At 53.8% G+C, this 22133-nt stretch carries 23 protein-coding genes; 8 read left to right on the top strand and 15 right to left on the bottom strand.

Translation table 11 applies throughout. The annotated features are described in order from the left end of the window. Genes RCF31_RS10305 through fepD form a run of 3 tightly spaced genes read right to left on the bottom strand, consistent with a single transcriptional unit; the run spans window position 1 to window position 2716 of the window. On the bottom strand, window positions 1–795 hold the full coding sequence (locus tag RCF31_RS10305; protein WP_416410230.1) for an ATP-binding cassette domain-containing protein: 795 nt from the start codon (window positions 793–795) through the stop codon (window positions 1–3). Next, window positions 792–1727: an iron-enterobactin ABC transporter permease gene (gene fepG, locus RCF31_RS10310; RefSeq protein WP_416413242.1), complete on the bottom strand. Its 936-nt coding sequence runs from the start codon at window positions 1725–1727 to the stop codon at window positions 792–794. Before fepG ends, RCF31_RS10305 begins: the two co-directional genes overlap by 4 nt. A gap of 32 nt (window positions 1728–1759) precedes the next feature. Continuing rightward, window positions 1760–2716, bottom strand: coding sequence for a Fe(3+)-siderophore ABC transporter permease (gene fepD, locus RCF31_RS10315; protein WP_299457819.1), 957 nt, complete (start codon window positions 2714–2716; stop codon window positions 1760–1762). Between the two features lie 182 nt (window positions 2717–2898). Between fepD and entS the strand changes: the two genes are divergently transcribed. Further along, window positions 2899–4149 (top strand): enterobactin transporter EntS, encoded by a 1251-nt coding sequence (gene entS, locus RCF31_RS10320; RefSeq protein ID WP_416410233.1) that lies wholly within the window; start codon window positions 2899–2901, stop codon window positions 4147–4149. Here the strand turns inward: entS and fepB are convergent. Further along, the gene (gene fepB / locus RCF31_RS10325) at window positions 4144–5109 is read right to left on the bottom strand and encodes a Fe2+-enterobactin ABC transporter substrate-binding protein (RefSeq protein WP_299457825.1); all 966 of its coding nucleotides are present in this window, start codon (window positions 5107–5109) and stop codon (window positions 4144–4146) included. The two genes, entS and fepB, sit on opposite strands and share 6 nt — an antisense overlap. A gap of 176 nt (window positions 5110–5285) precedes the next feature. On the opposite strand from fepB, the gene RCF31_RS10330 reads away from it, so the two are divergent. Genes RCF31_RS10330 through RCF31_RS10350 form a run of 5 tightly spaced genes read left to right on the top strand, consistent with a single transcriptional unit; the run spans window position 5286 to window position 10138 of the window. Beyond that, entirely contained in the window at window positions 5286–6464 is a 1179-nt protein-coding gene (locus RCF31_RS10330; protein WP_299457828.1) for an isochorismate synthase, read from the top strand. Between the two features lie 10 nt (window positions 6465–6474). Continuing rightward, the gene (locus RCF31_RS10335) at window positions 6475–8091 is read left to right on the top strand and encodes a (2,3-dihydroxybenzoyl)adenylate synthase (protein ID WP_416410236.1); all 1617 of its coding nucleotides are present in this window, start codon (window positions 6475–6477) and stop codon (window positions 8089–8091) included. Between the two features lie 17 nt (window positions 8092–8108). Then, window positions 8109–8960 carry an isochorismatase family protein gene (locus tag RCF31_RS10340; protein WP_299457834.1) on the top strand — a complete coding sequence of 284 codons (852 nt, stop codon included), beginning with the start codon at window positions 8109–8111 and terminating at the stop codon, window positions 8958–8960. Beyond that, complete coding sequence (gene dhbA / locus RCF31_RS10345; protein WP_416410238.1) at window positions 8960–9718, top strand: 2,3-dihydro-2,3-dihydroxybenzoate dehydrogenase; 759 nt, start codon at window positions 8960–8962, stop codon at window positions 9716–9718. Before RCF31_RS10340 ends, dhbA begins: the two co-directional genes overlap by 1 nt. 3 nt (window positions 9719–9721) lie before the next feature. After that, window positions 9722–10138 (top strand): hotdog fold thioesterase, encoded by a 417-nt coding sequence (locus RCF31_RS10350; RefSeq protein WP_299457840.1) that lies wholly within the window; start codon window positions 9722–9724, stop codon window positions 10136–10138. 33 nt (window positions 10139–10171) lie between these two features. On the opposite strand, the gene RCF31_RS10355 is transcribed toward RCF31_RS10350, so the two are convergent. The 4 genes from RCF31_RS10355 to rplU form a co-directional block, all read right to left on the bottom strand. Continuing rightward, entirely contained in the window at window positions 10172–13036 is a 2865-nt protein-coding gene (locus RCF31_RS10355) for an SET domain-containing protein-lysine N-methyltransferase (RefSeq protein WP_416410241.1), read from the bottom strand. Between the two features lie 270 nt (window positions 13037–13306). Next, a complete protein-coding gene (cgtA, locus tag RCF31_RS10360) occupies window positions 13307–14482 on the bottom strand; it encodes an Obg family GTPase CgtA (protein ID WP_299457846.1) in 1176 nt (391 codons plus the stop codon). 247 nt (window positions 14483–14729) lie between these two features. Beyond that, on the bottom strand, window positions 14730–14987 hold the full coding sequence (gene rpmA, locus RCF31_RS10365; RefSeq protein WP_006121751.1) for a 50S ribosomal protein L27: 258 nt from the start codon (window positions 14985–14987) through the stop codon (window positions 14730–14732). Between the two features lie 15 nt (window positions 14988–15002). Next, window positions 15003–15314, bottom strand: coding sequence for a 50S ribosomal protein L21 (rplU, locus tag RCF31_RS10370; RefSeq protein ID WP_013507673.1), 312 nt, complete (start codon window positions 15312–15314; stop codon window positions 15003–15005). 255 nt (window positions 15315–15569) lie between these two features. Between rplU and ispB the strand changes: the two genes are divergently transcribed. Together ispB and RCF31_RS10380 are read left to right on the top strand one after the other, a co-directional pair. Continuing rightward, window positions 15570–16541, top strand: a complete 972-nt coding sequence (gene ispB, locus RCF31_RS10375) for an octaprenyl diphosphate synthase (RefSeq protein WP_084872191.1) — start codon at window positions 15570–15572, stop codon at window positions 16539–16541. A 237-nt stretch (window positions 16542–16778) separates the two neighbouring features. After that, complete coding sequence (locus RCF31_RS10380) at window positions 16779–17063, top strand: helix-turn-helix domain-containing protein (protein WP_416410246.1); 285 nt, start codon at window positions 16779–16781, stop codon at window positions 17061–17063. A gap of 67 nt (window positions 17064–17130) precedes the next feature. Here RCF31_RS10380 and murA read toward each other — a convergent pair whose 3' ends face one another. From murA to mlaF, 7 genes are all read right to left on the bottom strand, one after another. Next, window positions 17131–18390 (bottom strand): UDP-N-acetylglucosamine 1-carboxyvinyltransferase, encoded by a 1260-nt coding sequence (gene murA, locus RCF31_RS10385; RefSeq protein ID WP_416410248.1) that lies wholly within the window; start codon window positions 18388–18390, stop codon window positions 17131–17133. A 63-nt stretch (window positions 18391–18453) separates the two neighbouring features. Further along, a complete protein-coding gene (ibaG, locus tag RCF31_RS10390; RefSeq protein ID WP_007886637.1) occupies window positions 18454–18711 on the bottom strand; it encodes a BolA family iron metabolism protein IbaG in 258 nt (85 codons plus the stop codon). A 115-nt stretch (window positions 18712–18826) separates the two neighbouring features. Continuing rightward, window positions 18827–19132: a lipid asymmetry maintenance protein MlaB gene (gene mlaB / locus RCF31_RS10395; protein ID WP_313687536.1), complete on the bottom strand. Its 306-nt coding sequence runs from the start codon at window positions 19130–19132 to the stop codon at window positions 18827–18829. Then, the gene (mlaC, locus tag RCF31_RS10400; protein ID WP_416410251.1) at window positions 19132–19764 is read right to left on the bottom strand and encodes a phospholipid-binding protein MlaC; all 633 of its coding nucleotides are present in this window, start codon (window positions 19762–19764) and stop codon (window positions 19132–19134) included. Before mlaC ends, mlaB begins: the two co-directional genes overlap by 1 nt. A gap of 18 nt (window positions 19765–19782) precedes the next feature. After that, window positions 19783–20310 (bottom strand): outer membrane lipid asymmetry maintenance protein MlaD, encoded by a 528-nt coding sequence (gene mlaD, locus RCF31_RS10405; protein ID WP_084872179.1) that lies wholly within the window; start codon window positions 20308–20310, stop codon window positions 19783–19785. 4 nt (window positions 20311–20314) lie between these two features. Then, window positions 20315–21097, bottom strand: a complete 783-nt coding sequence (mlaE, locus tag RCF31_RS10410; RefSeq protein WP_084872177.1) for a lipid asymmetry maintenance ABC transporter permease subunit MlaE — start codon at window positions 21095–21097, stop codon at window positions 20315–20317. Between the two features lie 4 nt (window positions 21098–21101). Continuing rightward, complete coding sequence (gene mlaF, locus RCF31_RS10415) at window positions 21102–21917, bottom strand: phospholipid ABC transporter ATP-binding protein MlaF (protein ID WP_416410254.1); 816 nt, start codon at window positions 21915–21917, stop codon at window positions 21102–21104. Window positions 21918–22133 lie beyond the last annotated feature (216 nt).

A 22133-nucleotide genomic window follows, 5' to 3' on the forward strand; every position in this document is an offset into this window, starting at 1 on the left:
CTACGATCGTCCCAGCGGCACGATCATCGGCGTATGCGCCACCGGATCTTCCACAATCACGCAGCGCAAGCCATACACCTGCTCAATTAGCGCCGGGGTGACAATCTCTGCCGGTTTCCCTTCGGCAATGATCCGTCCATGGCGCATCGCAATCAGGTGCGTGGCATAACGACAGGCATGATTCAGGTCATGCAGCACCACCACCAGCGAACGTCCATGCTGCTGATTAAGATCCTGCATCAACTCCAGCAGCTCAATTTGATGGGTGATATCCAGCCAGGTGGTAGGTTCATCCAGCAGCAATAACGGCGTCTGCTGTGCCAGCACCATCGCAATCCACACCCGCTGACGCTGCCCACCGGAGAGCGTATCCACCTGCTGCTCGGCCAGATCAGCCACGCCAGTCGCCAGCATCGCCTGCTGCACCGCCGCTTCATCTTCGGCTCGCCAGCGGCCAAACAGCTGCTGATGCGGATAACGCCCACGCGCGACCAGTTCAGTCACGCTGATCCCCGCCGGGGCATTGGAACTTTGCGGCAGCAGGCCGAGACGGCGCGCCACTTCTTTCGTCGGATAACGATTGATGGCTTCACCATCGAGAAAAACCTGGCCTTTCAGCGGGGCGTTAAGGCGGCTCAGGGTGCGCAGCAGGGTCGATTTTCCACAGGCATTGGGGCCGATAATCACCGTCAGCTCCCCTTCCGGGATCGCCACCGACAAATTTTCCGCCACCACTTTTTTGTCGTAGCCCAGCGTCAGTCCTTCGCCATAGAGACGTGAAGGAATTTCGGTCATTGGCGTCGCGCCTCCCGCACCAGTAAAGCAATCAGATAAAGTCCACCGAGACTGACGGTAATCACGCCAACCGGCAATTGATAAGGCAGGAACAGATGCTGCGCGGCGAAATCCGCAGCGATCAATAGCAACGCACCACACAGCGCGGTCAGCGGCATGCCACCGCCGAGACGACGGGCTATCTGCGGTGCCAGCAAGGCGATAAACGAAATCGGTCCGACCAGTGCGGTCGAGGCCGCGGTCAGCACCACACCAAGCAACATTAACCACAGGCGGCTACGCTCCACCGGTACGCCAAGCGCACAGGCGGTGTCATCACCCATCTCCAGCAAACGCATCCGTCGTGCCAGCAGTGCCACCAGCAGCAGACTCAGCAATAACACAGCAATCACCGGCGGTGTCTTCGCCCAGGTGATGCCGTTGAGCGACCCGGCACTCCATAAACCGGCGCTGACCGCAGATTCGAGCGACGCGCTGATAATCAGCCAGCTGTTGAGCGCCATCAGCAAGGCACGCACGCTGATGCCGACAATAATCAAACGAAAGGTTTCTACGCCATGACGCCAGGCAAACAGATACACCAGCGCTGCGGTGATAATGCCGCCCAGCAGCGCGGCAAGGGTTATCGCCGAAGCATTTTGATTAAACAGCACCAGCGCCACCAGCACACCGCTATAGGCACCGGTGTTAAAACCCAGAATGTCCGGGCTGCCGAGCGGGTTACGCAGCAGCGACTGAAAAATCGCGCCACTGATGCCGAGCGCCGCGCCAATCAGCAACGCCATCAGCACGCGCGGCAAGCGCCATTCCAGCAGAATCAGTTTCACGTTGCTGGCGCCTTCGCCCCGCAACACCTGCCAGACCTGTTCACCGCTGATCGGCAGTGTGCCACGTGTCAGCGCCAGAAAAGCCAGCAGTCCGCATCCCAGCATTAGCCAGAGCGAATTCATCAGTGCGCGCCGCGTCATACCGCACCTCGCCCTAATTTGCGTCGTACCAGCACGATCAACATTGGCGCGCCGAGCATCGCGGTGACGATGGACACCCGCAGCTCACCAGGCACCAGCAGGCGGCCGATAATATCTGCGGCTAATAACAGGATCGGCGTCAGCAGCGCGGTGGCAGGTAGCAACCAGCGATGATCATTGCCCACCAGCCAGCGTGCCAGATGCGGTGTCATTAAACCGAGAAAAGCGATCGGCCCGACCGCTGCCGTTGCCGCGCCGCTCAGCAGCGCTATCGCCAGCAGCCCAAGCAGTTGGGTACGCGCCACGCGGGTTCCCAGCGCCGTCGCCATATCGCCCCCCATGCTCAGGCTGTTAAGCGCCTGCGACAGGCAAAAGGCCACCACGCTGCCCACCAGCACCGCCGGAAACAGGGTACGCAAAATGGTGAAATTGCGGATATCCAGCGAACCGCTGTGCCAGAAACGCAGATGATCGTAGATGTCAGGATTGAGCAGCGAAATCCCCGAAGTTAACCCTTCCAGCACCGCCCCCAGTGCCACCCCCGCCAGAGTCAGACGCACCGGATTCACGCGTCCGCCACCCATCGCGCCGGTCATCGCCACCAGCAGCGAAGCCAGCAGCGCGCCGCCAAAGGCAAAACCAAGCCATGCAACCGGTGAGTCAGCACCAAACAGCGCAATGCCCAGCACCACAGCAAAACCTGCCCCGGCGTTCACCCCCAGAATCCCCGGATCGGCCAGTGGGTTGCGCGTCAGGCTTTGCATCAACGCACCCGCCAGCCCCAGCGCAACGCCTGCCAGCAATCCGGCCAGCGTACGTGGCAGACGTGCATCGCGCACAATCACGCAATCCGCATCAGAACAGGTTGAAATAAGCGAATGATAAACATCGGAAAAAGAAATAGATTTTGCTCCCAGCATCAAACTGAGAACAATAAGGAGCACCAGCAGCATCCCTGATCCTGCGAGTGCACGAGTCTGGCGCATAGCGTTCTGAACCTTCTACTTAACAACGTTTTCGCGTGCGTAAGGGAAATATGATAATGATATTTGTTATCGTTATTACTCGTATTTGTCTATGTTATCATGACTCGCCTCACGGAAGATGAGGAAAATTGGTGCAAAAAGGCAAAGAAATGAACAAACCCTCCCACTTTATTGATCTCTCCCTGCTTAAATCCCACCCGGCGTTTCGCGCGGTGTTTATCGCCCGTTTTATCTCGATTGTCGCCCTCGGCATGCTGGCGGTGGCGGTACCGGTACAAATTCAGCAAATGACGGCGTCATCCTGGCTGGTCGGTCTGGGGGTGACCGTGGCGGCCTGCGGCATGTTTATCGGTTTGCTGACCGGGGGCGTGCTGGCCGATCGCTATGAACGTAAAAAGCTGATTTTATTCGCCCGTTCTACCTGTGGCCTTGGCTTTGTCGGGCTGGCGATTAACGCTGCATTACCACAACCCTCACTGATGGCGGTGTATCTGCTGGGATTGTGGGATGGCTTCTTTGGTGCGATTGGCGTGACCGCGCTGCTGGCCGCGACGCCAGCGCTGGTCGGGCGCGAAAACCTGATGCAGGCCGGTGCCCTGACCATGCTGACCGTGCGCTTCGGATCGATTCTCTCCCCGGCGATTGCCGGTATGGTGATTGCCAGCGGTGGTGTGGTGTGGAACTTCGCGCTGGCAGCGGCGGGTACACTGCTGACCGTGCTGACTCTGCTCAAACTCCCGCCATTGCCGCTACCGCCGCAGCCGCGTGAGAACCCATTGAAATCACTCGCCGTTGGTGTGCAGTTCCTGTTTAGCACGCCGCTGGTGGGAATGGCGGCGCTGATCGGCGCGCTGGTGACGCTGGCCAGTGCCATCCGCGTGCTGTACCCGGCCCTGGCACCGCATTGGGAGGTCAGCGCCGATCGGTTGGGATTGATGTTTGCCGCGGTGCCACTCGGCGCGGCAGTAGGGGCATTAACCAGTGGCCGTCTGGCGCATGCCAGCCGCCCGGGGCTGCTGATTCTCAGCAGCGCGATTGCCGCTTTCGTTGCGCTTGGGCTGTTTGGCCAGATGCCATCATTCCCCCTCGCCCTGCTGTGTCTGGTGGCTTTTGGCTACTTCAGTTCAATTACCAGCCTGGTGCAGTACACCCTGATCCAGGCGTTAACGCCGGATGCACTCCTTGGTCGTATCAACAGTCTGTGGACGGCACAGAATGTCACGGGTGATGCGCTGGGGGCAGCAATGATTGGCGCGATGGGGTCATGGCTGCTGCCACCGCAGGCCGCAACGATGTTTGGCTTCGCGGCGGCGGTGCTGGGTGTGCTGATGTGGTTTTTGATGGGGCGCTTACGCCGTTATCAACCGCCTGCGGTCACGCTGGCGGAAGACGCATCATGATTTAACGAACAATTTTTCCAGGCGCGCCAGCAGATTGCTGGCGCTGTAGTAATCAAGGCGGAAGGTATCCGCCCCCAGCGCATACACCTGCTTATGCGTGACCGCCTCGTTTTGTGCCAGGAATGGATTGCTCAGTACCGATTGCGCGGTTTTATCATCGGCAGCAAATAGCAGGAAGCTGTGGCCGGTCAGGCCGCTGGCGACGGTTTCACCCGATAGCTGAATAATATCTTTGCGCTGCCCCATGCTGTGACTCTGCTGAATATTGGCCGGGGGCATCGCCAGCGTGAAACCGAGCTGCTGCAACAATTTGCCCTGGGCTGATTCTGCCGTCCACAGATTCACAGCACGCCCGTCGCCGTTCCACACCATGGCAGAAACTGGCTGCGGTGGCAGCGTGATGGCTTTTTTCAGTGCCGCTTCACGATCGTCGAAAGCCTTAATGCGCTGTGTCGCCTGCGCTTCGTGGCCAGTAGCATCGCCAAGCAACGTCACTAAATCCTGCCAGCTTTTATCGTCGTAATTGATCACCAGGGTCGGGGCAATGGCAGACAGCTGGCTCACCAGTTTGATGGCGGAGTCATTACCGGTGGCGCTGACGATAATCAGATCCGGCGCTTCCGCCGCAACGGCTTCTGCACTGGGTTCACCGATATACAGACGCTTCACGCCACGCTGTTTCGCCACCTCGCCCCACTGACGGAAAAAACCTTGATCGTCGGAGAGGCGGCTGTTGGGTGCGGTAGCCCCCGAGGCGATGACCGGGGCATCAATCGCCAGCAGCGAACCGGTCAGCGTGAGGCTGGTCGAGACAATGCGCTGCGGCGCTTTGCTGAGCGTGACGATGCCCTGCTCGGTTTGAATCTTGCGCGGCCAGCCCTGGTCAGCGCGCGCCATGCTGCTGAAAGCCTGCAAAATGAACAACAGGACAAACGTGCCCCATAATCCGCATTTATTCATAAGTTTTCATCCACCGTTTAGCTTAATTCGGCGTCCGGCATCAGCGCCGGAAAACGCCTAAAGATAAGGGAACTCCCGCGAATCGATTGACTCTTTCGCCCGTTCGACGTAGGTTACTGGGCCATAATAAAAATGATAATCATTCTTAATAATCTTATCATTTAAAGGTGGAAATTATGGTGGAATCGTCCACGTTTGAAAATGCCTGGCTGCAGGATTTTTCCGCACTTTGCCGCGGATTCCTGTTTACCTCTCCCTGGCAGAGTCTGGTGACGCAGGGTTGTTACACCACCCTGACTGAATCAGTGCAGGATGCTGCCGATTTACAGGGCCATTTTCAGCAGCAGCTGCGTCAGCACTTTGCTGCGGCCAAAAAGCAAGGTATTGAGAAACCGATTCTGGTGGGTGCCATCCCGTTTGATGCCAGCCAGCCTGCGGCCTTGTTTATTCCTGAATCTTATCAAACCTTTAACCGTGCCGATCTGCTGGCCGCGCTGCCCACCCAACCCGGTGCGCTGCCTGAGGTGCGTCGCCGTGCTGCCGTACCGGATCACGATGTTTTTCTCAACATGGTGGCCGAAGCTGTTGCCGCTACCCAACGGGGCGATCTCGACAAAGTGGTGCTGTCGCGCCTGATGGATATTGTCACGGAACAACCGGTGGATAGCGCTGCGCTGATGCAGCGGGTGATTGCGTTAAACCCCAACAGCTACCATTTCCATTTGCCCTTGCCGCAAGGCGGCGTACTGCTCGGTGCCAGCCCGGAACTGATGCTGCGTAAGCACGGCCGTGACTTCAGCTCCTGCCCGCTCGCCGGTTCTGCGCGCCGGGATAATGATAGCCAGCGTGATCGTGCCGCAGGCGACACCCTGATGAACTCCGGTAAAGATCGGCACGAACATCAGCTGGTGACCGATGCGATGCGCGGAACACTGCAACCACGTAGTCGCCGGTTGTCGGTGCCGACGGTGCCGACGCTGATTACCACCTCAACCTTATGGCATCTCGCCACCCAGATAGACGGCGAAGTGCAGGACGAGCGCGACAATGCGCTGTCGCTGGCCTGCCTGTTGCATCCAACCCCGGCGCTGAGTGGTTTCCCGCATCAGCGTGCTCAGCAACTGATTCAGGCGCTGGAGCCCTTTGATCGCCAGTTGTTCGGCGGCATTGTGGGCTGGTGCGATGAGGCAGGCAATGGCGAATGGGTAGTCACTATTCGCTGCGGCACAGTGCACGATACACACGTGCGTCTGTTCGCTGGCGCAGGCATCGTTGCCGACTCACAACCCGAATCAGAATGGCGTGAAACCGGCGTGAAGCTGGATACCATGCTGCGCGCCTTTGGACTGCAATAAAGGAAAGACCATGAGTATTCCCTACAACCGCTGGCCGGATGACCTGGCCGCGCGTTACCGCGAGAAAGGCTACTGGCTCGATGTGCCGATGACCGACATCCTGGCGCGTCAGCAGCACAATGAGGCGATCGCGGTTATCGATGGCGATCGTCACATCAGCTATCGCGAAATACATCGTCTGACTGACAACCTGGCCGCGGCGCTGCAACGTCGCGGCCTGAAAACCGGCGATACTGCGCTGGTACAGCTCGGCAACGTGGCGGATTTTTACCTGACGCTTTTTGCCCTGTTCAAAATCGGGGTGGCACCGGTCAATGCGCTGTTCAGCCATCAACGTACCGAACTGACCGCCTATGCCGCGCAGATTGAACCGGCGCTATTGATTGCCGATCGCAGCCATCCGTTGTTTGCCGATGACAGCTTTATCGATACGCTGTGCCGCTCGCATCCGTCACTACAACAGGTGATTTTGCGCAACGATCATCAGCCGGAAAACACCCTCGACGCATTGCTGGCTGAAGCTGCCGGTGACTTCATCCCCACGCCGAGCGCCGGCGATGAAGTGGCGTTCTTCCAGCTTTCGGGCGGCAGCACCGGCACGCCAAAACTGATCCCACGCACCCACAATGATTACTATTACAGCATTCGCGGCAGCGTTGAGATTTGCGCCGTGACTGAGCACACCCGTTATCTGGTGGCGCTGCCCGCTGCACATAACTTCCCGATGAGTTCGCCGGGCGCACTCGGCGTCTTTTATGCTGGGGGCCAGGTGGTGCTGGCTGCCGACCCCAGCGCCACGCTGTGCTTTCCGCTGATCGAAAAACACCAAATCACCGACACCGGCCTGGTGCCACCGGCGGTAAGCCTGTGGTTGCAGGCGATTCAGGAATGGGGCAGCAATAAACAGCTGGCCTCGCTCGAACGTATGCAGGTGGGCGGAGCCAAGCTGGGTGAAACCCTCGCCGCGCGGATTCAGCAGGAAATCGGTTGCCAGCTGCAACAGGTGTTCGGCATGGCTGAAGGCCTGGTGAATTACACCCGCTTCGACGATGACGAAAAAACCATCCTCACCACCCAGGGACGCCCGATTTCTGACGACGATGAAGTCTGGGTAGCCGACGCCGAGGGCAACGCCCTGCCGAGCGGTGAAGTGGGCCGTCTGATGACGCGCGGACCTTATACCTTCCGTGGCTACTACCGCAGTCCGGAGCACAACGCTGCCAGCTTTGATGCCGATGGATTTTACTGTTCCGGCGATCTGATTGAGATCAACCCACAGGGTTTCATCACCGTGCAGGGTCGCGAGAAAGATCAGATCAACCGTGGCGGCGAGAAGATCGCGGCAGAAGAGATCGAAAACCTGCTGCAACGTCACCCGGATGTCATCCACGCCGCGCTGGTGTCGATGAACGATGAGCTAATGGGTGAAAAAAGCTGCGCCTTTATTGTCGCCAGCCAGCCGATTAAACCGGTGGCGCTGCGTCGCCATTTGCGCGAACTGGGCGTTGCCGAGTTCAAATTACCCGACCGTATTACCTGCGTAGACGCCCTGCCGCTGACCCCGGTTGGCAAGGTGGATAAAAAACGTTTGCGCCAACAGCTTGCCGACCAACAAGCGCAAGCCTGACCTGTTCCGGAGATTGTATGGCTATTCCAAAATTGACCTCTTATCCGCTGCCGACCGCCACCGAGTTGCCTGCCAACAAGGTGAAGTGGAGCCTGGAGCCGCAACGCGCGGCGCTGCTGATTCACGATATGCAGGCCTATTTCCTTAACTTTTGGGGCGAAAACAGCCCGCTGGTGAATCAGATCGTCGAAAACATTGCGCGTCTGCGTGCGTACTGCAAAGCGCAAGGCATTCCGGTGTTCTACACCGCGCAGCCGAATGAGCAGAGCGATGCGGACCGCGCTCTGCTCAACGATATGTGGGGACCGGGCCTGAACAAACATCCCGATCAACAGAAGATCGTCGATGCGCTGGCCCCGGATCAGGATGATCAGGTACTGACCAAATGGCGCTATAGCGCATTCCATCGTTCGCCGCTGGAGTCGATCCTGCAGGAGATGGGCCGTGATCAGTTGATCATCACCGGCGTGTACGCCCACATCGGCTGCCTGACCACCGCGACCGATGCCTTTATGCGCAATATCCAGCCATTTATGGTGGCCGATGCGCTGGCTGATTTCACCCGCGAAGAACATATGATGGCGCTGACCTATACCGCAGGCCGCAGTGGCAAAGTGGTGATGACGGCTGATCTGATGCCACTGCCGCTCTCCAAAGATGAACTGCGCGCGCTGATTCTGCCGCTGCTGGAAGATGATGATGTGCCGGAAGATGATGAGAACCTGATTGATTATGGTCTCGATTCGGTACGCGTGATGGCTTTGGCCGCTCGCTGGCGTCAGGTACATAGCGATATTGATTTCGTCAGCCTGGCGAAAAATCCCAGCATTGATGGCTGGTGGGCGCTGCTGTCACGGGAGCGCGCGTAATGAGTCTGCCTTTCGATTTTTGCGGGAAAATTGTCTGGGTCACCGGTGCCGGTAAAGGTATCGGCTACCATACAGCCCTCGCCTTCCATCAGGCGGGAGCGCAGGTGGTTGGCTTCGATCTGCGTTTTGATCAGGCTGATTATCCCTTCTCCTGCCAGGTCATGAACGTGGCTGATGCCGCCGAGGTGAAAACCGTGTGCCAGCGGCTACTGGCCGAGCAGCCGCGTCTCGATGTGCTGGTAAACGGTGCCGGGATCCTGCGCATCGGCAGCACCGAAGCACTGGCGTTTGAGGACTGGCAGGCGTGCCTGGCCGTCAATGCAGGCGGGGCATTCAATATGTTCCAGCAAACGCTGCCGGTATTCCGTCAGCAACGTGCTGGCGCCATCGTCACTATCGCCTCCAATGCCGCCCATGCGCCGCGCCTCGGCATGTCCGCCTATGGCGCATCAAAAGCCGCACTACGTAGCCTGTGCCTGACTGTCGGACTGGAGATGGCCCCGCTCGGCGTACGCTGCAATATCGTTTCACCCGGTTCTACCGATACCGATATGCAGCGCAGCCTGTGGCATACGCCGGAAGCGGAACAGGAAATGATCAACGGCTTCCAGGATCAATACAAACTGGGGATCCCGTTGCGCAAGATCGCACAACCACAAGAGATCGCGGCCAATATTTTGTTCCTCGCATCGGATCTTGCCAGCCATGTGGTGTTGCAGGATATTGTGGTCGATGGTGGCGCAACATTGGGAGCCTGATGCATGGCTATCTGGAAACGACCGTTCGATCTGGCAGCACTCAATAAAATCGGTGAAAACTCACTGGTGGGGCACCTTGGCATTGTGTTTACCGTGATTGGCGACGATTACCTCGAAGCCACCATGCCAGTTGATGCCCGCACGCAACAGCCGTTTGGCCTGCTGCACGGCGGCGCATCGGTGGTGCTGGCGGAATCGATGGGATCGATTGCTGGCTACCTTAGCGTGGAAGAGGGAAAAAGCGTGGTGGGGATTGAGGTGAGTGCCAGCCACCATCGCGCCGTCAGCAGCGGCGAGGTACGCGGTATCTGCCGTCCACTGCATCTCGGCGCACGTAATCAAAGCTGGCAGATTGAGATTCGCAATGGCCGCGATCAGCTGTGCTGTAGTACCCGTCTGACGGTGGCGGTGCTGGGTTAGAACGTGGGTGAGCACTAAAGTGCTCACCTTTCATTATTTACCCGATCCGGCAAGCGGCTTCTTCTTGTTATATTTCGCTTTACCTCTGAGTGTCAGCTGTCCGTTAAAACCTATATATCGCACAAGGCGGCGAGTCTCAAAACCCACCTTTCTGCAATATTCTGTAAACGCCTTTTGATTATGCTCATTGGTTGATATTCGATAGCCATCAATAATTTCTGTGGTAATTTTTTTATAAGAAGAAGGGTTGAGATTCCCGCCACTCTGAGCGATCAGGGCATTAATTTCCTCACGGGTCATTCCCCGTTCTATTAAAAACTTTCGTCCTTTATCTTTAAAAACATTTTTGACCATCACCTTTTGTCGGAAAGGTTCATAGCTTACTTTGTATTCCCGACTAAATTTTTCAATAGATCTGTTTCCATTACGTTGCTCCTGAGTGAGAGCCGCCCATTTTACCATTGCAGCCATCATTTCTTCATTTTGCTGCTCAACTTGCATAATTTTTTCACCCGCCTCTTTAAGGTCATCAGCGGTAGCATAAACCTGCAATGTATGACGGCTTATATTGTTCCTTTCACAAAACGTGGTCTTCGTGCCATAATTTTTTCGGACATCCCCCAACGCCATCCATTCCCGGATAAGATCTGCGGTTATCCTGTCATCCTGACCTTGCTGGCGGTTAAGTACCGCTCTGCCACGTGCCGTAAATTTATTGTCTTTGAAAAAATAAGGTAACTTGCTCTCATCAAGATTATTCTTTATACAGAATGCATGCACGGCTTCCTGAGATAATTCAGAATTATTTTGCATTAACATGCCATGAAGTTCTTTCATATGCCCGGGTTGAACATGATTTTTCTCCTCTATCTGATTGCGGGCATAACTTTCTATTCTTTGCAGACTTTTCAGGCCACGCGTATTGACCCCTGACCTGCGCAGCACTGAATCAAGCGTTTCAAAAAGCACATTATATTTTATCGCCAATGTTTCTCTTGCCCCAGGTATCGCGCGTTCTTCTTCCGTTTTATTCAGCCATTCATTAATCGCTTCTTTAGGGTTTGAGAATTTATGTCCTTCATCCAGCTGAATTTTTTGTTTCCCTCGCAATGTCAACTTACCATCTTCGTAGATATATTTCATTGCAGTGACAGGAACAAGTTGATTTTTTTTAATAAACCTCCTGCGATTTCTTTCCTTTCTGGGTAATTTTTTAAACTGCCGCAAAAGATCCGCAGTGATCCTTCCCTTTTTCTGCGAAGGGATTTTTTCCTTTACTGATGAATCATCACTGGAATCAATTTCTGTTCCCTGGCTAACTTGATCATCCTCGGAAACTCTATTTTTTTCAAAAAATTTTATGCTTTGAATCTTTTTTTCTAAATCTTCAGTTAACTGCTTATTTTTTTGGGGCAGGATCTTAATAAGATTTTTTATATCTTCCCGTAAATCATGACCATAAATTCCTGTTAACATCGTATCAGTGAGAGGTTTACCCGCAAGGGTTTTATCTTTTCGCCCTTTGAATAACGCAAAGGCTGCGGCATCCGTCATACAAAAGCCTGTTTTTCCAATGGGTTGAACTCTGCATTTTTCCGTGCTCAGCCTGTAAATATTTTCTACCAGAGTAAAATGCACATTGCCCGCTGGAGACCAGACCGCATTATAATGATTTTCATTTGGGACATATTGAATCACAGCCAAATGACGATCTGAATTAATGATTTCTTTATGATCAACAAACTCACCATTTGAGGAATCAATAACAGAAACAACCATATCACCCCGTTGCTTTTCATCGTCCTCATGCTCTTTTTTGGTAATCACAAGCAAGGCATTTTGTTTACGAAAGCTTTCTGATAGTGCGATCAACTGCGGCAACACTTCAAAACTGGCATCAACCCAGCTGTCAGCATTGCCAATGTTGTCTGCCAGCCATGATAGTCCGCTGGGAAGTCCTTCTGGCTGTCCATCTCCGACAGAAATAGAGTCGGGTTCTGTCTTAACTATCGGGGGATGATGTTTCATTATTCTGTATCTGGAGCCATAATTTATCAGTAATGACTCATCTTTTTTGATATCACGAATAGCCATATAAACAATAATATTTTCGCCCGCCCGAATAGCGATCAAATTATTTTTATCAGAAGGCACAACTTTATCGCCCTGCACCAGGGCGGTATTAACAAGGGCCAGATTCGTATTTTTTAAATGACCTGCAATGCCACTATATACATTCACTGGCTTTCGTCGAAAACCTCTTTTAGATCTGGGACGGTGTCCTTTGGTTTCAAAAAAATAGGTCGGACAGTAACTGTCACTGCTTACATACATTTCATCACATTGCGTGCGATTCCTCAGAATAAATCCGCCATACAAATCCGGTAACACTTCACCTAACCTGATAGCTCTGGCAGCCTTTAATCCGAAACCTAATTCAGGATGTTCTTCATCACTAAATATATGATAGCAATCCGCGCCTGCATCTCCGGTCTTTCCCTCCTGAATATTCTTCACCAGATTCCGTATCTGTCGCGTAGCGGAATCTGCGATTTTTTTTGACAGGCGCTTTTTATCAGCAATGCTAATTTCTAAGTTTTCGGCATCAACATGCATTAACTCCTCACGCAAGGGTCCCTGTTTTATCCCTAAGGCTTCCAGCTCATCATCTTTGTGCAACAAAACCGGTAAATTTCCGGGCCGATGCTGATGATAAAGATGAATATCTTCCTCTTCTAACGGTTCTTTTTTTATATTAATGGTTTGATTAATCGATGGGGTATCAGATATATTCGCCTGGTGAATAAAAGATACATTTTCAACCAGGGCTGATTCTATATTCATTGATGCTGGAACTGGTGAGGGAACAGAAGGTGCTAATCTTTCAACAGGTTGCATTTAAACTCCTTTTAAATACACAGATATGATTACCGAAGCGTCCTTATCCTGGTCGCTTATGCTGACTGTTCTGAACGATGTCGATCCTGGCACAATATTCCGTAACGAAACGGTGCCTTATGCACAAAACCAGCCATAAAATGCAGATGAAGGGAGGGTGAACGGTGGGCAAACGCTGATGAATATCTTATACAGCGCGAAAAAAAATCTGGCAGTTACCGGAGTAACTGCCAGAACAGATTTTAACTTTTACAGCAGAGATAACGCAGATTAACGCTGATAGATGATTTCGACGCCTTCGTCGTCATCTTCGTCCCAGTCATCATCCCAGTCGTCGTCTTCTTCCACTTCCTGGGCGTTTTCCATGGCTTCGCGGTGGTAATCATCCCACATAAAGGCCACTTTCTCCGGCTGCTTCTCTTCTGTTTCCGCTTCTTTGGGATTGGCGATAATAAAGCTCATCACGTCCCAGCACAGCTCATTGACGCCATCACGGCTGGCAGCAGAAATCAGATAGTATTTCTCTTCCCAACCCAGTGCTTCTGCAATGGCTTTAGCGCGGCTTTCCGCTTCTTCGCGGCTCAGCAGGTCAGTTTTGTTAAACACCAGCCAGCGCGGCTTCTGATACAGTTTATCACTGTATTTTTCCAGCTCGCCCAGGATGATGCGCGCGTTTTCAACCGGATCTGACTCGTCAATCGGTGCAATGTCGATCAGATGAAGTAAGACACGGCAGCGTTCGAGGTGCTTCAGGAAGCGAATACCGAGGCCTGCACCTTCCGCAGCACCTTCAATCAGGCCTGGGATGTCGGCAATCACGAAGCTCTTTTCGCTGTCCATACGCACCACGCCGAGGCTCGGCACCAGGGTGGTAAACGGATAATCTGCCACTTTCGGCTTGGCCGCAGAAACGGCGCGAATAAAGGTCGATTTACCGGCATTCGGTAAGCCAAGCATACCAACGTCAGCCAGCAGCATCAGCTCCAGCTGCAGGTCACGCTTTTCACCCGGTGTACCCATGGTTTTCTGGCGTGGTGTGCGGTTAACCGAAGATTTAAAACGGGTGTTACCCAAGCCATGCCAGCCGCCTTTGGCGACCATCAGCTGCTGCTCGTGGCGCGTCATATCGCCCAGCGTTTCGCCTGTGCCCTGGTCAATAACACGCGTACCCACCGGGACTTTAACAATGATGTCTTTACCGCGTTTGCCGGTACAGTCACGGCTCTGACCATTCTGGCCACGTTCAGCACGGAAAGATTTTTCGAAACGATAATCGATCAGGGTATTAAGGTTTTCATCCGCCAGCAGGTAGACGTCGCCGCCATCACCGCCATCGCCGCCGTCCGGGCCGCCTTTCGGAATGTATTTTTCGCGGCGGAAGCTCACGCAACCATTACCGCCATCACCCGCAACCACGAGGATCGTCGCTTCATCAACAAACTTCATTTTCTTTCTCCGTCACACTGTCGTTCGCGGCAGAACTCTGACGACGAACGGGTCCGCCAGGGTCTTCTGCGCTGACCGGCGGCGGATAATACAGGATTGGCAATGCCATGTGTACATAAATTGTACAGCAATCTGCGCAAGGGTGCTGGGCTTACGTGCACTCCGCAACAGAATGTAAAAAGCCCCGCAAAGCTGCGGGGCCTTTCATTCGTTCGTTCAGACGTTAACCGTCTGCGTCACGACAACCTTACTCAGCAACGATGCTGATGTATTTACGGTTGTTCGGACCTTTAACTTCGAATTTCACTTTGCCGTCTGCGGTAGCAAAGAGAGTGTGGTCACGACCACAACCTACGTTGTTACCGGCGTGGAATTTGGTACCACGCTGACGAACGATGATGCTACCTGCCAGAACAGATTCACCACCGAAACGTTTTACACCCAGACGTTTTGCGTTGGAGTCACGACCGTTACGAGTCGAGCCACCAGCCTTTTTATGTGCCATTTGTCAGATCTCCTCTTAGGCGCTGATGCCAGTGATTTTCACATCAGTGAACCACTGACGGTGGCCTTGCTGCTTACGGTAGTGCTTACGACGACGAAACTTAACAATTTTAATTTTCTCGCCACGACCATGAGCAACGACTTCTGCTTTGATCACACCGCCTGAAACCAGTGGCGCGCCGATTTTCACGTCTTCGCCATTTGCAATCATCAGAACCTGGTCAAACTCGATGGTTTCACCGGTTGCGATGTCCAGCTTTTCCAGGCGAACGGTCTGACCTTCGCTTACTCGGTGTTGTTTACCACCACTTTGGAAAACCGCGTACATATAAAACTCCGCTTCTGCGCTTGCCTTTCTGTTAATCAGGCGGCGCTATAAATATTCACAATAGGGCGCGAATTCTACGCAAATCTCCGGCAGAAGACAAGTGCACTTTGCACTCTCTTGCAGAAAAAAAGCGCAGGATGAATGCAAACGTTTATCAACCCGATTTTTCAAGTACAATCAGTAACAGATTACCTGAACTCACGCTGGGTAAAAGCGCTTACCATGCCGAGAAACGAGTCATAGCTGAACAGACGAATGAACTTAGAACAGATTAATGAATTAACCGCGCAGGACATGGCGGCCGTCAACCAGACCATCCTCGACCAGTTGAATTCAGATGTCTCGCTGATTAACCAGTTGGGCCATTACATCATCAGTGGCGGTGGAAAACGCATTCGCCCGATGATAGCCGTGTTGTCTGCACGTGCACTGAATTACCAGGGTTCGCAACATGTCACCAATGCGGCGCTGATCGAATTTATCCACACCGCCACGCTGCTGCATGACGATGTCGTGGATGAATCCGATATGCGCCGTGGTAAAGCCACAGCCAATGCCGCATTTGGCAATGCGGCCAGTGTGCTGGTGGGTGATTTTATCTATACCCGTGCTTTCCAGATGATGACCAGCATGGGATCCCTGAAGATCCTCGCGCTGATGTCTGAAGCGGTGAACGTCATCTCCGAAGGCGAGGTTTTGCAGTTGATGAACGTCAACGATCCGGACATCACTGAAGAAAATTACATGCGGGTGATTTACAGCAAAACCGCCCGTCTGTTTGAAGCCGCTTCACAGGCATCAGCGATTCTGGCCGAAGCCACTCCGGCGCAGGAAAAAGCGCTGCAGGATTATGGACGCTATATTGGCACCGCTTTCCAGTTAATTGACGATTTACTGGATTACAGCGCGGACGGCGAGACGCTGGGCAAAAATACCGGCGATGACCTGAGCGAAGGCAAACCCACCCTGCCCCTGCTGCATGCGATGCGTAACGGTTCACCAGAACAAGCGCAGATGATTCGCCGCGCGATTGAAGAAGGTAATGGTCGCCATTTACTGGAACCGGTGCTGGAAGCAATGCGCCAGTGTGGTTCGCTGGAATGGACGCGGCAGCGCGCGGAAGAAGAAGCTGACAAAGCCATTGCTGCCCTGGAAGCACTGCCAGAAAGCCCGTGGCGTAGCGCCCTTGAAGCATTAGCCCACATGTCTGTACAACGCGATTATTGATCCCTGCGGGGCCAGCTCTGGCCCCCTTTTCCTGCTCTCACTTCTCTTGTACGTCTTTTCATTATTTGCAGTGCTTTTGCGAAACAGTTCGCAGTTACAAGCAATGGTTACGATTTTACTGGAAATTTACTGGAGTCATTTGCTATATACTTCCGTATATTTCCAGATATTCCTACACCGGAAAGAATCCCTCACCCGAAGGATGAGAAGACAACATGGACATGGAGAAGAGCGTTTATGCATGCATGGAAACAAGACTGGCACCCGGCAGACATCATTGCAAAGCTGCGTAAGAAAGGAACCACAATGGCAGCGTTATCGCGTAAATCGGGCCTGAGTTCATCGACTCTGGCGAATACCATTTCCCGTTCCTGGCCAAAAGGAGAGTGGTTGATTGCCAACGCCTTGGGTGTACACCCTGCGGAGATCTGGCCAAGCCGTTATTTTGATCCTAAGACTCAGCGTTTGCGGAAACGCACGGGGCGCCCGAAGCCAAAAAAGGTGCCTCAATCTTCAGAGTGATGCTCGCGTAGCCAAAAAAAACCAGCCGCAGTAGGGGCTGGTTTTCTTATTAAAGCCTGGAAGACAATTATTCGCCGCTAACGCGCTCGATATTGGCACCCATGGCTTTCAGTTTATCTTCGATGTGCTCGTAACCACGATCGATATGGTAAATACGATCGACCAGCGTAGTACCTTCCGCAATGCAACCCGCCAGCACCAGACTGGCTGATGCACGTAAATCGGTCGCCATAACCTGCGCACCCGACAGCGTCTCCACGCCGTGACAAATTGCGGTATTGCTTTCGATCTCCGCATGCGCGCCCATACGAATCAGTTCAGGGATGTGCATAAAGCGGTTTTCGAAAATGGTCTCGGTGATCACACCGGTGCCTTCAGCCACCAGGTTCAGCAGCGTAAATTGCGCCTGCATATCGGTCGGGAAACCCGGATGCGGTGCAGTGCGAACGTTAACCGCTTTTGGGCGCTTACCGTGCATATCGAGGCTAATCCAGTCGGCACCGGTTTCAATATCCGCACCGGCGTCACGCAGTTTAGCCAGTACCGCATCCAGGGTGTCAGGCTGAGTGTTGCGGCACACCACTTTGCCACGCGAAATCGCAGCAGCAACGAGGAAAGTACCGGTTTCGATACGGTCCGGCAGGACACGATAAACACCGCCACCCAGACGTTCTACGCCTTCAATGGTGATTTTATCGGTACCAGCACCGCTGATTTTTGCACCCAGGGTGTTCAGGAAGTTCGCTGTATCAACAATTTCCGGTTCACGCGCAGCGTTTTCAATGATAGTAGTGCCTGTTGCCAGCGTTGCCGCACTCATGATGGTCACCGTGGCACCGACGCTCACTTTGTCCATCACGATATGCGCGCCCTTCAGACGACCATCAACTGAGGCTTTAACATAGCCCTCTTCCAGTTTGATCTCTGCACCCAGTTGCTCAAGGCCAGTGATGTGCAGATCAACCGGACGTGCGCCAATGGCACAACCACCCGGCAGTGAAACCTGCCCTTGACCAAAACGCGCAACCAGCGGTCCCAGCGCCCAAATCGAAGCACGCATGGTTTTCACCAGGTCATAAGGCGCACAGAAGACATTAACTTCGCGCGCATCAACGTGCACCGAACCATTACGCTCGACCTGCGCACCCAGCTGACTCAGCAGCTTCATGGTGGTGTCGATGTCACGCAGTTTCGGCACATTCTGAATCTCTACCGGCTCTTCTGCCAGCAGCGCTGCAAACAGAATTGGCAGCGCAGCGTTTTTCGCCCCGGAAATGGTCACTTCACCACTCAAACGGGTGGGGCCTTGCACACGAAATTTGTCCATTAACACGGTTCTCAATTATCAATCAAACAAGCCCGCCTGCGCGGGCGCACCAAAGCAGTGCGCTTAGAAACCGTTAAGTTTACGATCGCGCGCCCACTCGGCAGGAGTATAAGTTTTTATGGAAACCGCATGAATGCGATTATCCGCAATGTATTCCATCAGTGGCGCATACACAGCCTGCTGTTTTTTAACCCGGCTCAGCTCGCCGAACATCTCGCCGACCGCAATTACCTGAAAGTGGCTACCGTCGTTGCTGAGAACATGCACTTCTTCTAATGGCAACGCCTGCATCAGGACCGCCTGAACTTCACTATTTTCCATCGCTCTTTGCTTCAAGTTGATAATAATAAGGCAGACATCTTAGAGGAAAGCGTCTGACTCTTAAATACGCAAAAGCCCCTGAAAAAATCAGGGGCTTTATCATTAAGGGCAATAATCAGGCTATTTTTTCCGCAGAAACAATAATCTGCTGCAGGTTATACAGCGTAATCAGTGACTGAAGTTTATCCGTGATACCGCTAAACAGCGGCGTGCTGCCCTGCGCCCTGGCAATCTCGCGCAAATGAACCAACAGCGCCAGTCCGGCTGAGTCCACCCTGTCGAGTGCAGCCACATCAATGGTCTCAATATCCACCATGGCCGTTTCCCGTTCCTGCCACAAGGACAGCAAGGTGTCACGGTCCAGCTTCCCACTCAGGGCCAGCGTGCTGGCAGTACGCTGCCAGCGTAACGGTTCGCTCATTATTGCTGCTTATCCAGAGTGATTGGCTGAGCCGCAGAGGCTTTCAACTGCGCGGTCAGACCATCGATACCTTTGGTACGCAGCAAATCGCCCCACTCATTCTGTTTGGTGGTGATCATACTGATGCCTTCTGCCACCATATCGTAGGCCTGCCAGTTACCCGTACGGCTGTTTTTGCGCCACTGGAAATCAAGGCGTACCGGTGGGCGGCCGCTCGGATCGAGAATGGTGACACGGATTGCCACAATATCGGCATCGCCAATCGGCTGTTCAGGCTGAATTTGATAGGTCTGACCGTGGTAGAGTGCCAGCGCCTGGCCATATGCCTGTGCCAGATAATCGCCAAAGGCCGCGAAGTAAGCATCACGCTGTGCCGGTGTGGCATCACGGTAGTAACGACCTAACACCAGCGCACCCGCATACTTGATCTGCACATAGGGCAGCAATTCCTGACGCACGATATCACGCAGATAATTAGGATCCTGCTTGATCTTCGGTTGCTCGTTCTTCAGGCGAGTGAAGGTTTTCGCCGCCGCTTCATCCATCAGTTTATAGGGATTGCTCTGGTCCGCTGCCGTCGCGGCCAGTGGAACGATGGCCAGCATGGCAATCATCAGTAAACGTTTAAACATCGTGTTTTACCTCTGGGGTTATTCAGTTGCTGCAGGCGCGCTCTCCGCACCCTGTTGTTTGTTATCGTTTTTGTTGTCGCCGCTCTTGTAAAGGAACTGGCCAATCAAATCTTCCAGCACCATCGCTGATTTGGTATCACGCAGCGTGCCGCCATCTTTCAGCATAGACGACCCCAGATCCGGGTCATCGAAGCCAAGATTGAGCGCCAGGAACTGTTCCCCCAGTAATCCCTGGGTACGAATCGCCAGTGAGCTGGTGTCCGGTATTTTGTTGGCGTATTGGTCGCTGATGTCCATGGTGACGCGCGGCGACAGGGTTTTGTCATCCAGCGAAATATCCGTCACACGACCAATCACCACACCGCCAATCTTGACCGGCGAGCTCACTTTCAGGCCGCCGATGTTATCGAAGGTGGCATACAGTTTCCATGTGGGTTCAGTCCCCAGTGATTTCAGGTCAGCAACACGCAGGCTGAGAAACAGCAGTGCCAGTAGTGCCAGCAGCATGAAGACGCCTACCCAAATTTCGTTTTTCTTGCTTTGCATTGCATCATTTCCCAAACATCAGTGCTGTCAGCACAAAATCCAAACCGAGTACCGCCAGTGAAGCATGTACCACGGTACGCGTCGTTGCCCGGCTGATCCCCTCCGACGTGGGGATAGCATCATAACCGTTGAACAGCGCAATCCATGTCACCGTAATGGCGAAAACCGCGCTTTTGATAATGCAGTTGATAATATCAGTGCGGAAATCCACCGCGTTCTGCATCGCTGACCAGAAGAAGCCAGGATCAATACCTTTCCAGCTGACGCCAACCAGCGCACCACCGGCAATCCCCACCGCCGTAAAAATCAGCGCCAGCAGCGGCATACTGATAAAACCGGCCCAGAAACGTGGTGATACCACGCGTCGCAACGGGTCAACCGCCATCATTTCCATGCTGGAGAGCTGCTCTGTGGCTTTCATCAGACCAATTTCTGCGGTCAGCGCCGAACCGGCACGCCCGGCGAACAACAACGCGGTAACCACCGGGCCGAGTTCGCGCAGCAGCGACAACGCCACCAACATGCCGAGACTGGTTTCCGCGCTGTAGGTGGTCAGGACCAGATAGCCTTGCAACCCAAGCACCATGCCGATAAACAGCCCAGAGACCATAATGATCAGCAGAGACATTACGCCCACGCTGTAGAGTTGCTTGATCAGCAACGGTGCATGTTTGCGAAACGCCGGTTTTCCCACCAGCGCATGAAACAGCATCATCCCTGCCCGGCCAAATGCCGCACAGGTGTTAATCCCCTGACGTCCAAGTGACGCCAGCGCCTTTAACAACATCAGCTTAGGTTCTCCCTGCGTGGGTCAAATCGGCCAGATAATCCCCGGCCGGAAAGCGGAACGGCACCGGGCCGTCCGCATGCCCTTCAATAAACTGGCGCACGCGTGGATCGGGGTTAGTCCGCAATTCAGGCGCGCTTCCCTGAGCAATAATTTTTTGCCCGGCAACAATATAGGCATGATCGGCAATGCTCAAGACCTCTGGCACGTCGTGCGAAACCACGATGCAGGTCACCCCCAGCGCGTGGTTCAGCTCGTCGATCAATTTTACCAATACCCCCATGGTGATCGGATCCTGGCCGACAAAGGGTTCATCGAACATGATCAGATCCGGTTCCAGCGCGATCGCACGCGCCAGCGCTGCACGGCGCGCCATCCCGCCGGAAAGTTCCGCCGGTTTGAGTTGTGCCGCACCACGCAATCCTACCGCTTCCAGCTTCATCATCACCGTGCTGTGCAGCAGCGATGGCGGAAGTTGCGTATGTTCCCGCAGCGGCCAGGCCACGTTATCAAAGACGTTGAGATCGGTAAAAAGTGCACCTGACTGAAATAACATGCTCATTTTTTTACGCACTTCATACAATCTGCGGCGTGAAAGTGAGGGAATGTTTTCGTCACGGAACCAGATTTCACCTTTATCTGGCTGGAGCTGGCCACCAATCAGGCGCAACAGCGTAGTTTTCCCAATGCCTGATGGCCCCATAATGGCGGTCACTTTACCTTCGGGCACCGTTAATGAAATGTCGTCGAAGATGGTGCGATCTCCGCGCGAAAAGCTCACGCCACGAACCTCAACCAGATTCGTTTGCTGCTGGATCATCTTTACCTCTTAATGGGGATCGGGCGTTATCGTATCCCGGGATGGTAGCCTGTAAGTCCACGATGCACGAGAGTTTTACAGAAACTTACCCACCCGGTTTGGCGAAAATAGCCTTAAAATTTACTTTTGCCTCTCAGACAGTCAAAATCAGCGCCTGTTTCACTGCACTAATGTTTATACCCGTCGGGCAACGCGTGCCGACACATCTGGCCATCA

Source organism: Pantoea sp. App145, from assembly GCF_047947045.1.
GTDB lineage: Bacteria > Pseudomonadota > Gammaproteobacteria > Enterobacterales > Enterobacteriaceae > Pantoea.

Coding starts and splice junctions, on each gene's coding strand:
- RCF31_RS10305 (WP_416410230.1), bottom strand. CDS start 795: ATGACCGAAATTCCTTCACGTCTCTATGGCGAAGGACTGACGCTGGGC.
- fepG (WP_416413242.1), bottom strand. CDS start 1,727: ATGCTGGGATGCGGACTGCTGGCTTTTCTGGCGCTGACACGTGGCACA.
- fepD (WP_299457819.1), bottom strand. CDS start 2,716: ATGCTGCTGGTGCTCCTTATTGTTCTCAGTTTGATGCTGGGAGCAAAA.
- entS (WP_416410233.1), top strand. CDS start 2,899: ATGAACAAACCCTCCCACTTTATTGATCTCTCCCTGCTTAAATCCCAC.
- fepB (WP_299457825.1), bottom strand. CDS start 5,109: ATGAATAAATGCGGATTATGGGGCACGTTTGTCCTGTTGTTCATTTTG.
- RCF31_RS10330 (WP_299457828.1), top strand. CDS start 5,286: ATGGTGGAATCGTCCACGTTTGAAAATGCCTGGCTGCAGGATTTTTCC.
- RCF31_RS10335 (WP_416410236.1), top strand. CDS start 6,475: ATGAGTATTCCCTACAACCGCTGGCCGGATGACCTGGCCGCGCGTTAC.
- RCF31_RS10340 (WP_299457834.1), top strand. CDS start 8,109: ATGGCTATTCCAAAATTGACCTCTTATCCGCTGCCGACCGCCACCGAG.
- dhbA (WP_416410238.1), top strand. CDS start 8,960: ATGAGTCTGCCTTTCGATTTTTGCGGGAAAATTGTCTGGGTCACCGGT.
- RCF31_RS10350 (WP_299457840.1), top strand. CDS start 9,722: ATGGCTATCTGGAAACGACCGTTCGATCTGGCAGCACTCAATAAAATC.
- RCF31_RS10355 (WP_416410241.1), bottom strand. CDS start 13,036: ATGCAACCTGTTGAAAGATTAGCACCTTCTGTTCCCTCACCAGTTCCA.
- cgtA (WP_299457846.1), bottom strand. CDS start 14,482: ATGAAGTTTGTTGATGAAGCGACGATCCTCGTGGTTGCGGGTGATGGC.
- rpmA (WP_006121751.1), bottom strand. CDS start 14,987: ATGGCACATAAAAAGGCTGGTGGCTCGACTCGTAACGGTCGTGACTCC.
- rplU (WP_013507673.1), bottom strand. CDS start 15,314: ATGTACGCGGTTTTCCAAAGTGGTGGTAAACAACACCGAGTAAGCGAA.
- ispB (WP_084872191.1), top strand. CDS start 15,570: ATGAACTTAGAACAGATTAATGAATTAACCGCGCAGGACATGGCGGCC.
- RCF31_RS10380 (WP_416410246.1), top strand. CDS start 16,779: ATGCATGCATGGAAACAAGACTGGCACCCGGCAGACATCATTGCAAAG.
- murA (WP_416410248.1), bottom strand. CDS start 18,390: ATGGACAAATTTCGTGTGCAAGGCCCCACCCGTTTGAGTGGTGAAGTG.
- ibaG (WP_007886637.1), bottom strand. CDS start 18,711: ATGGAAAATAGTGAAGTTCAGGCGGTCCTGATGCAGGCGTTGCCATTA.
- mlaB (WP_313687536.1), bottom strand. CDS start 19,132: ATGAGCGAACCGTTACGCTGGCAGCGTACTGCCAGCACGCTGGCCCTG.
- mlaC (WP_416410251.1), bottom strand. CDS start 19,764: ATGTTTAAACGTTTACTGATGATTGCCATGCTGGCCATCGTTCCACTG.
- mlaD (WP_084872179.1), bottom strand. CDS start 20,310: ATGCAAAGCAAGAAAAACGAAATTTGGGTAGGCGTCTTCATGCTGCTG.
- mlaE (WP_084872177.1), bottom strand. CDS start 21,097: ATGTTGTTAAAGGCGCTGGCGTCACTTGGACGTCAGGGGATTAACACC.
- mlaF (WP_416410254.1), bottom strand. CDS start 21,917: ATGATCCAGCAGCAAACGAATCTGGTTGAGGTTCGTGGCGTGAGCTTT.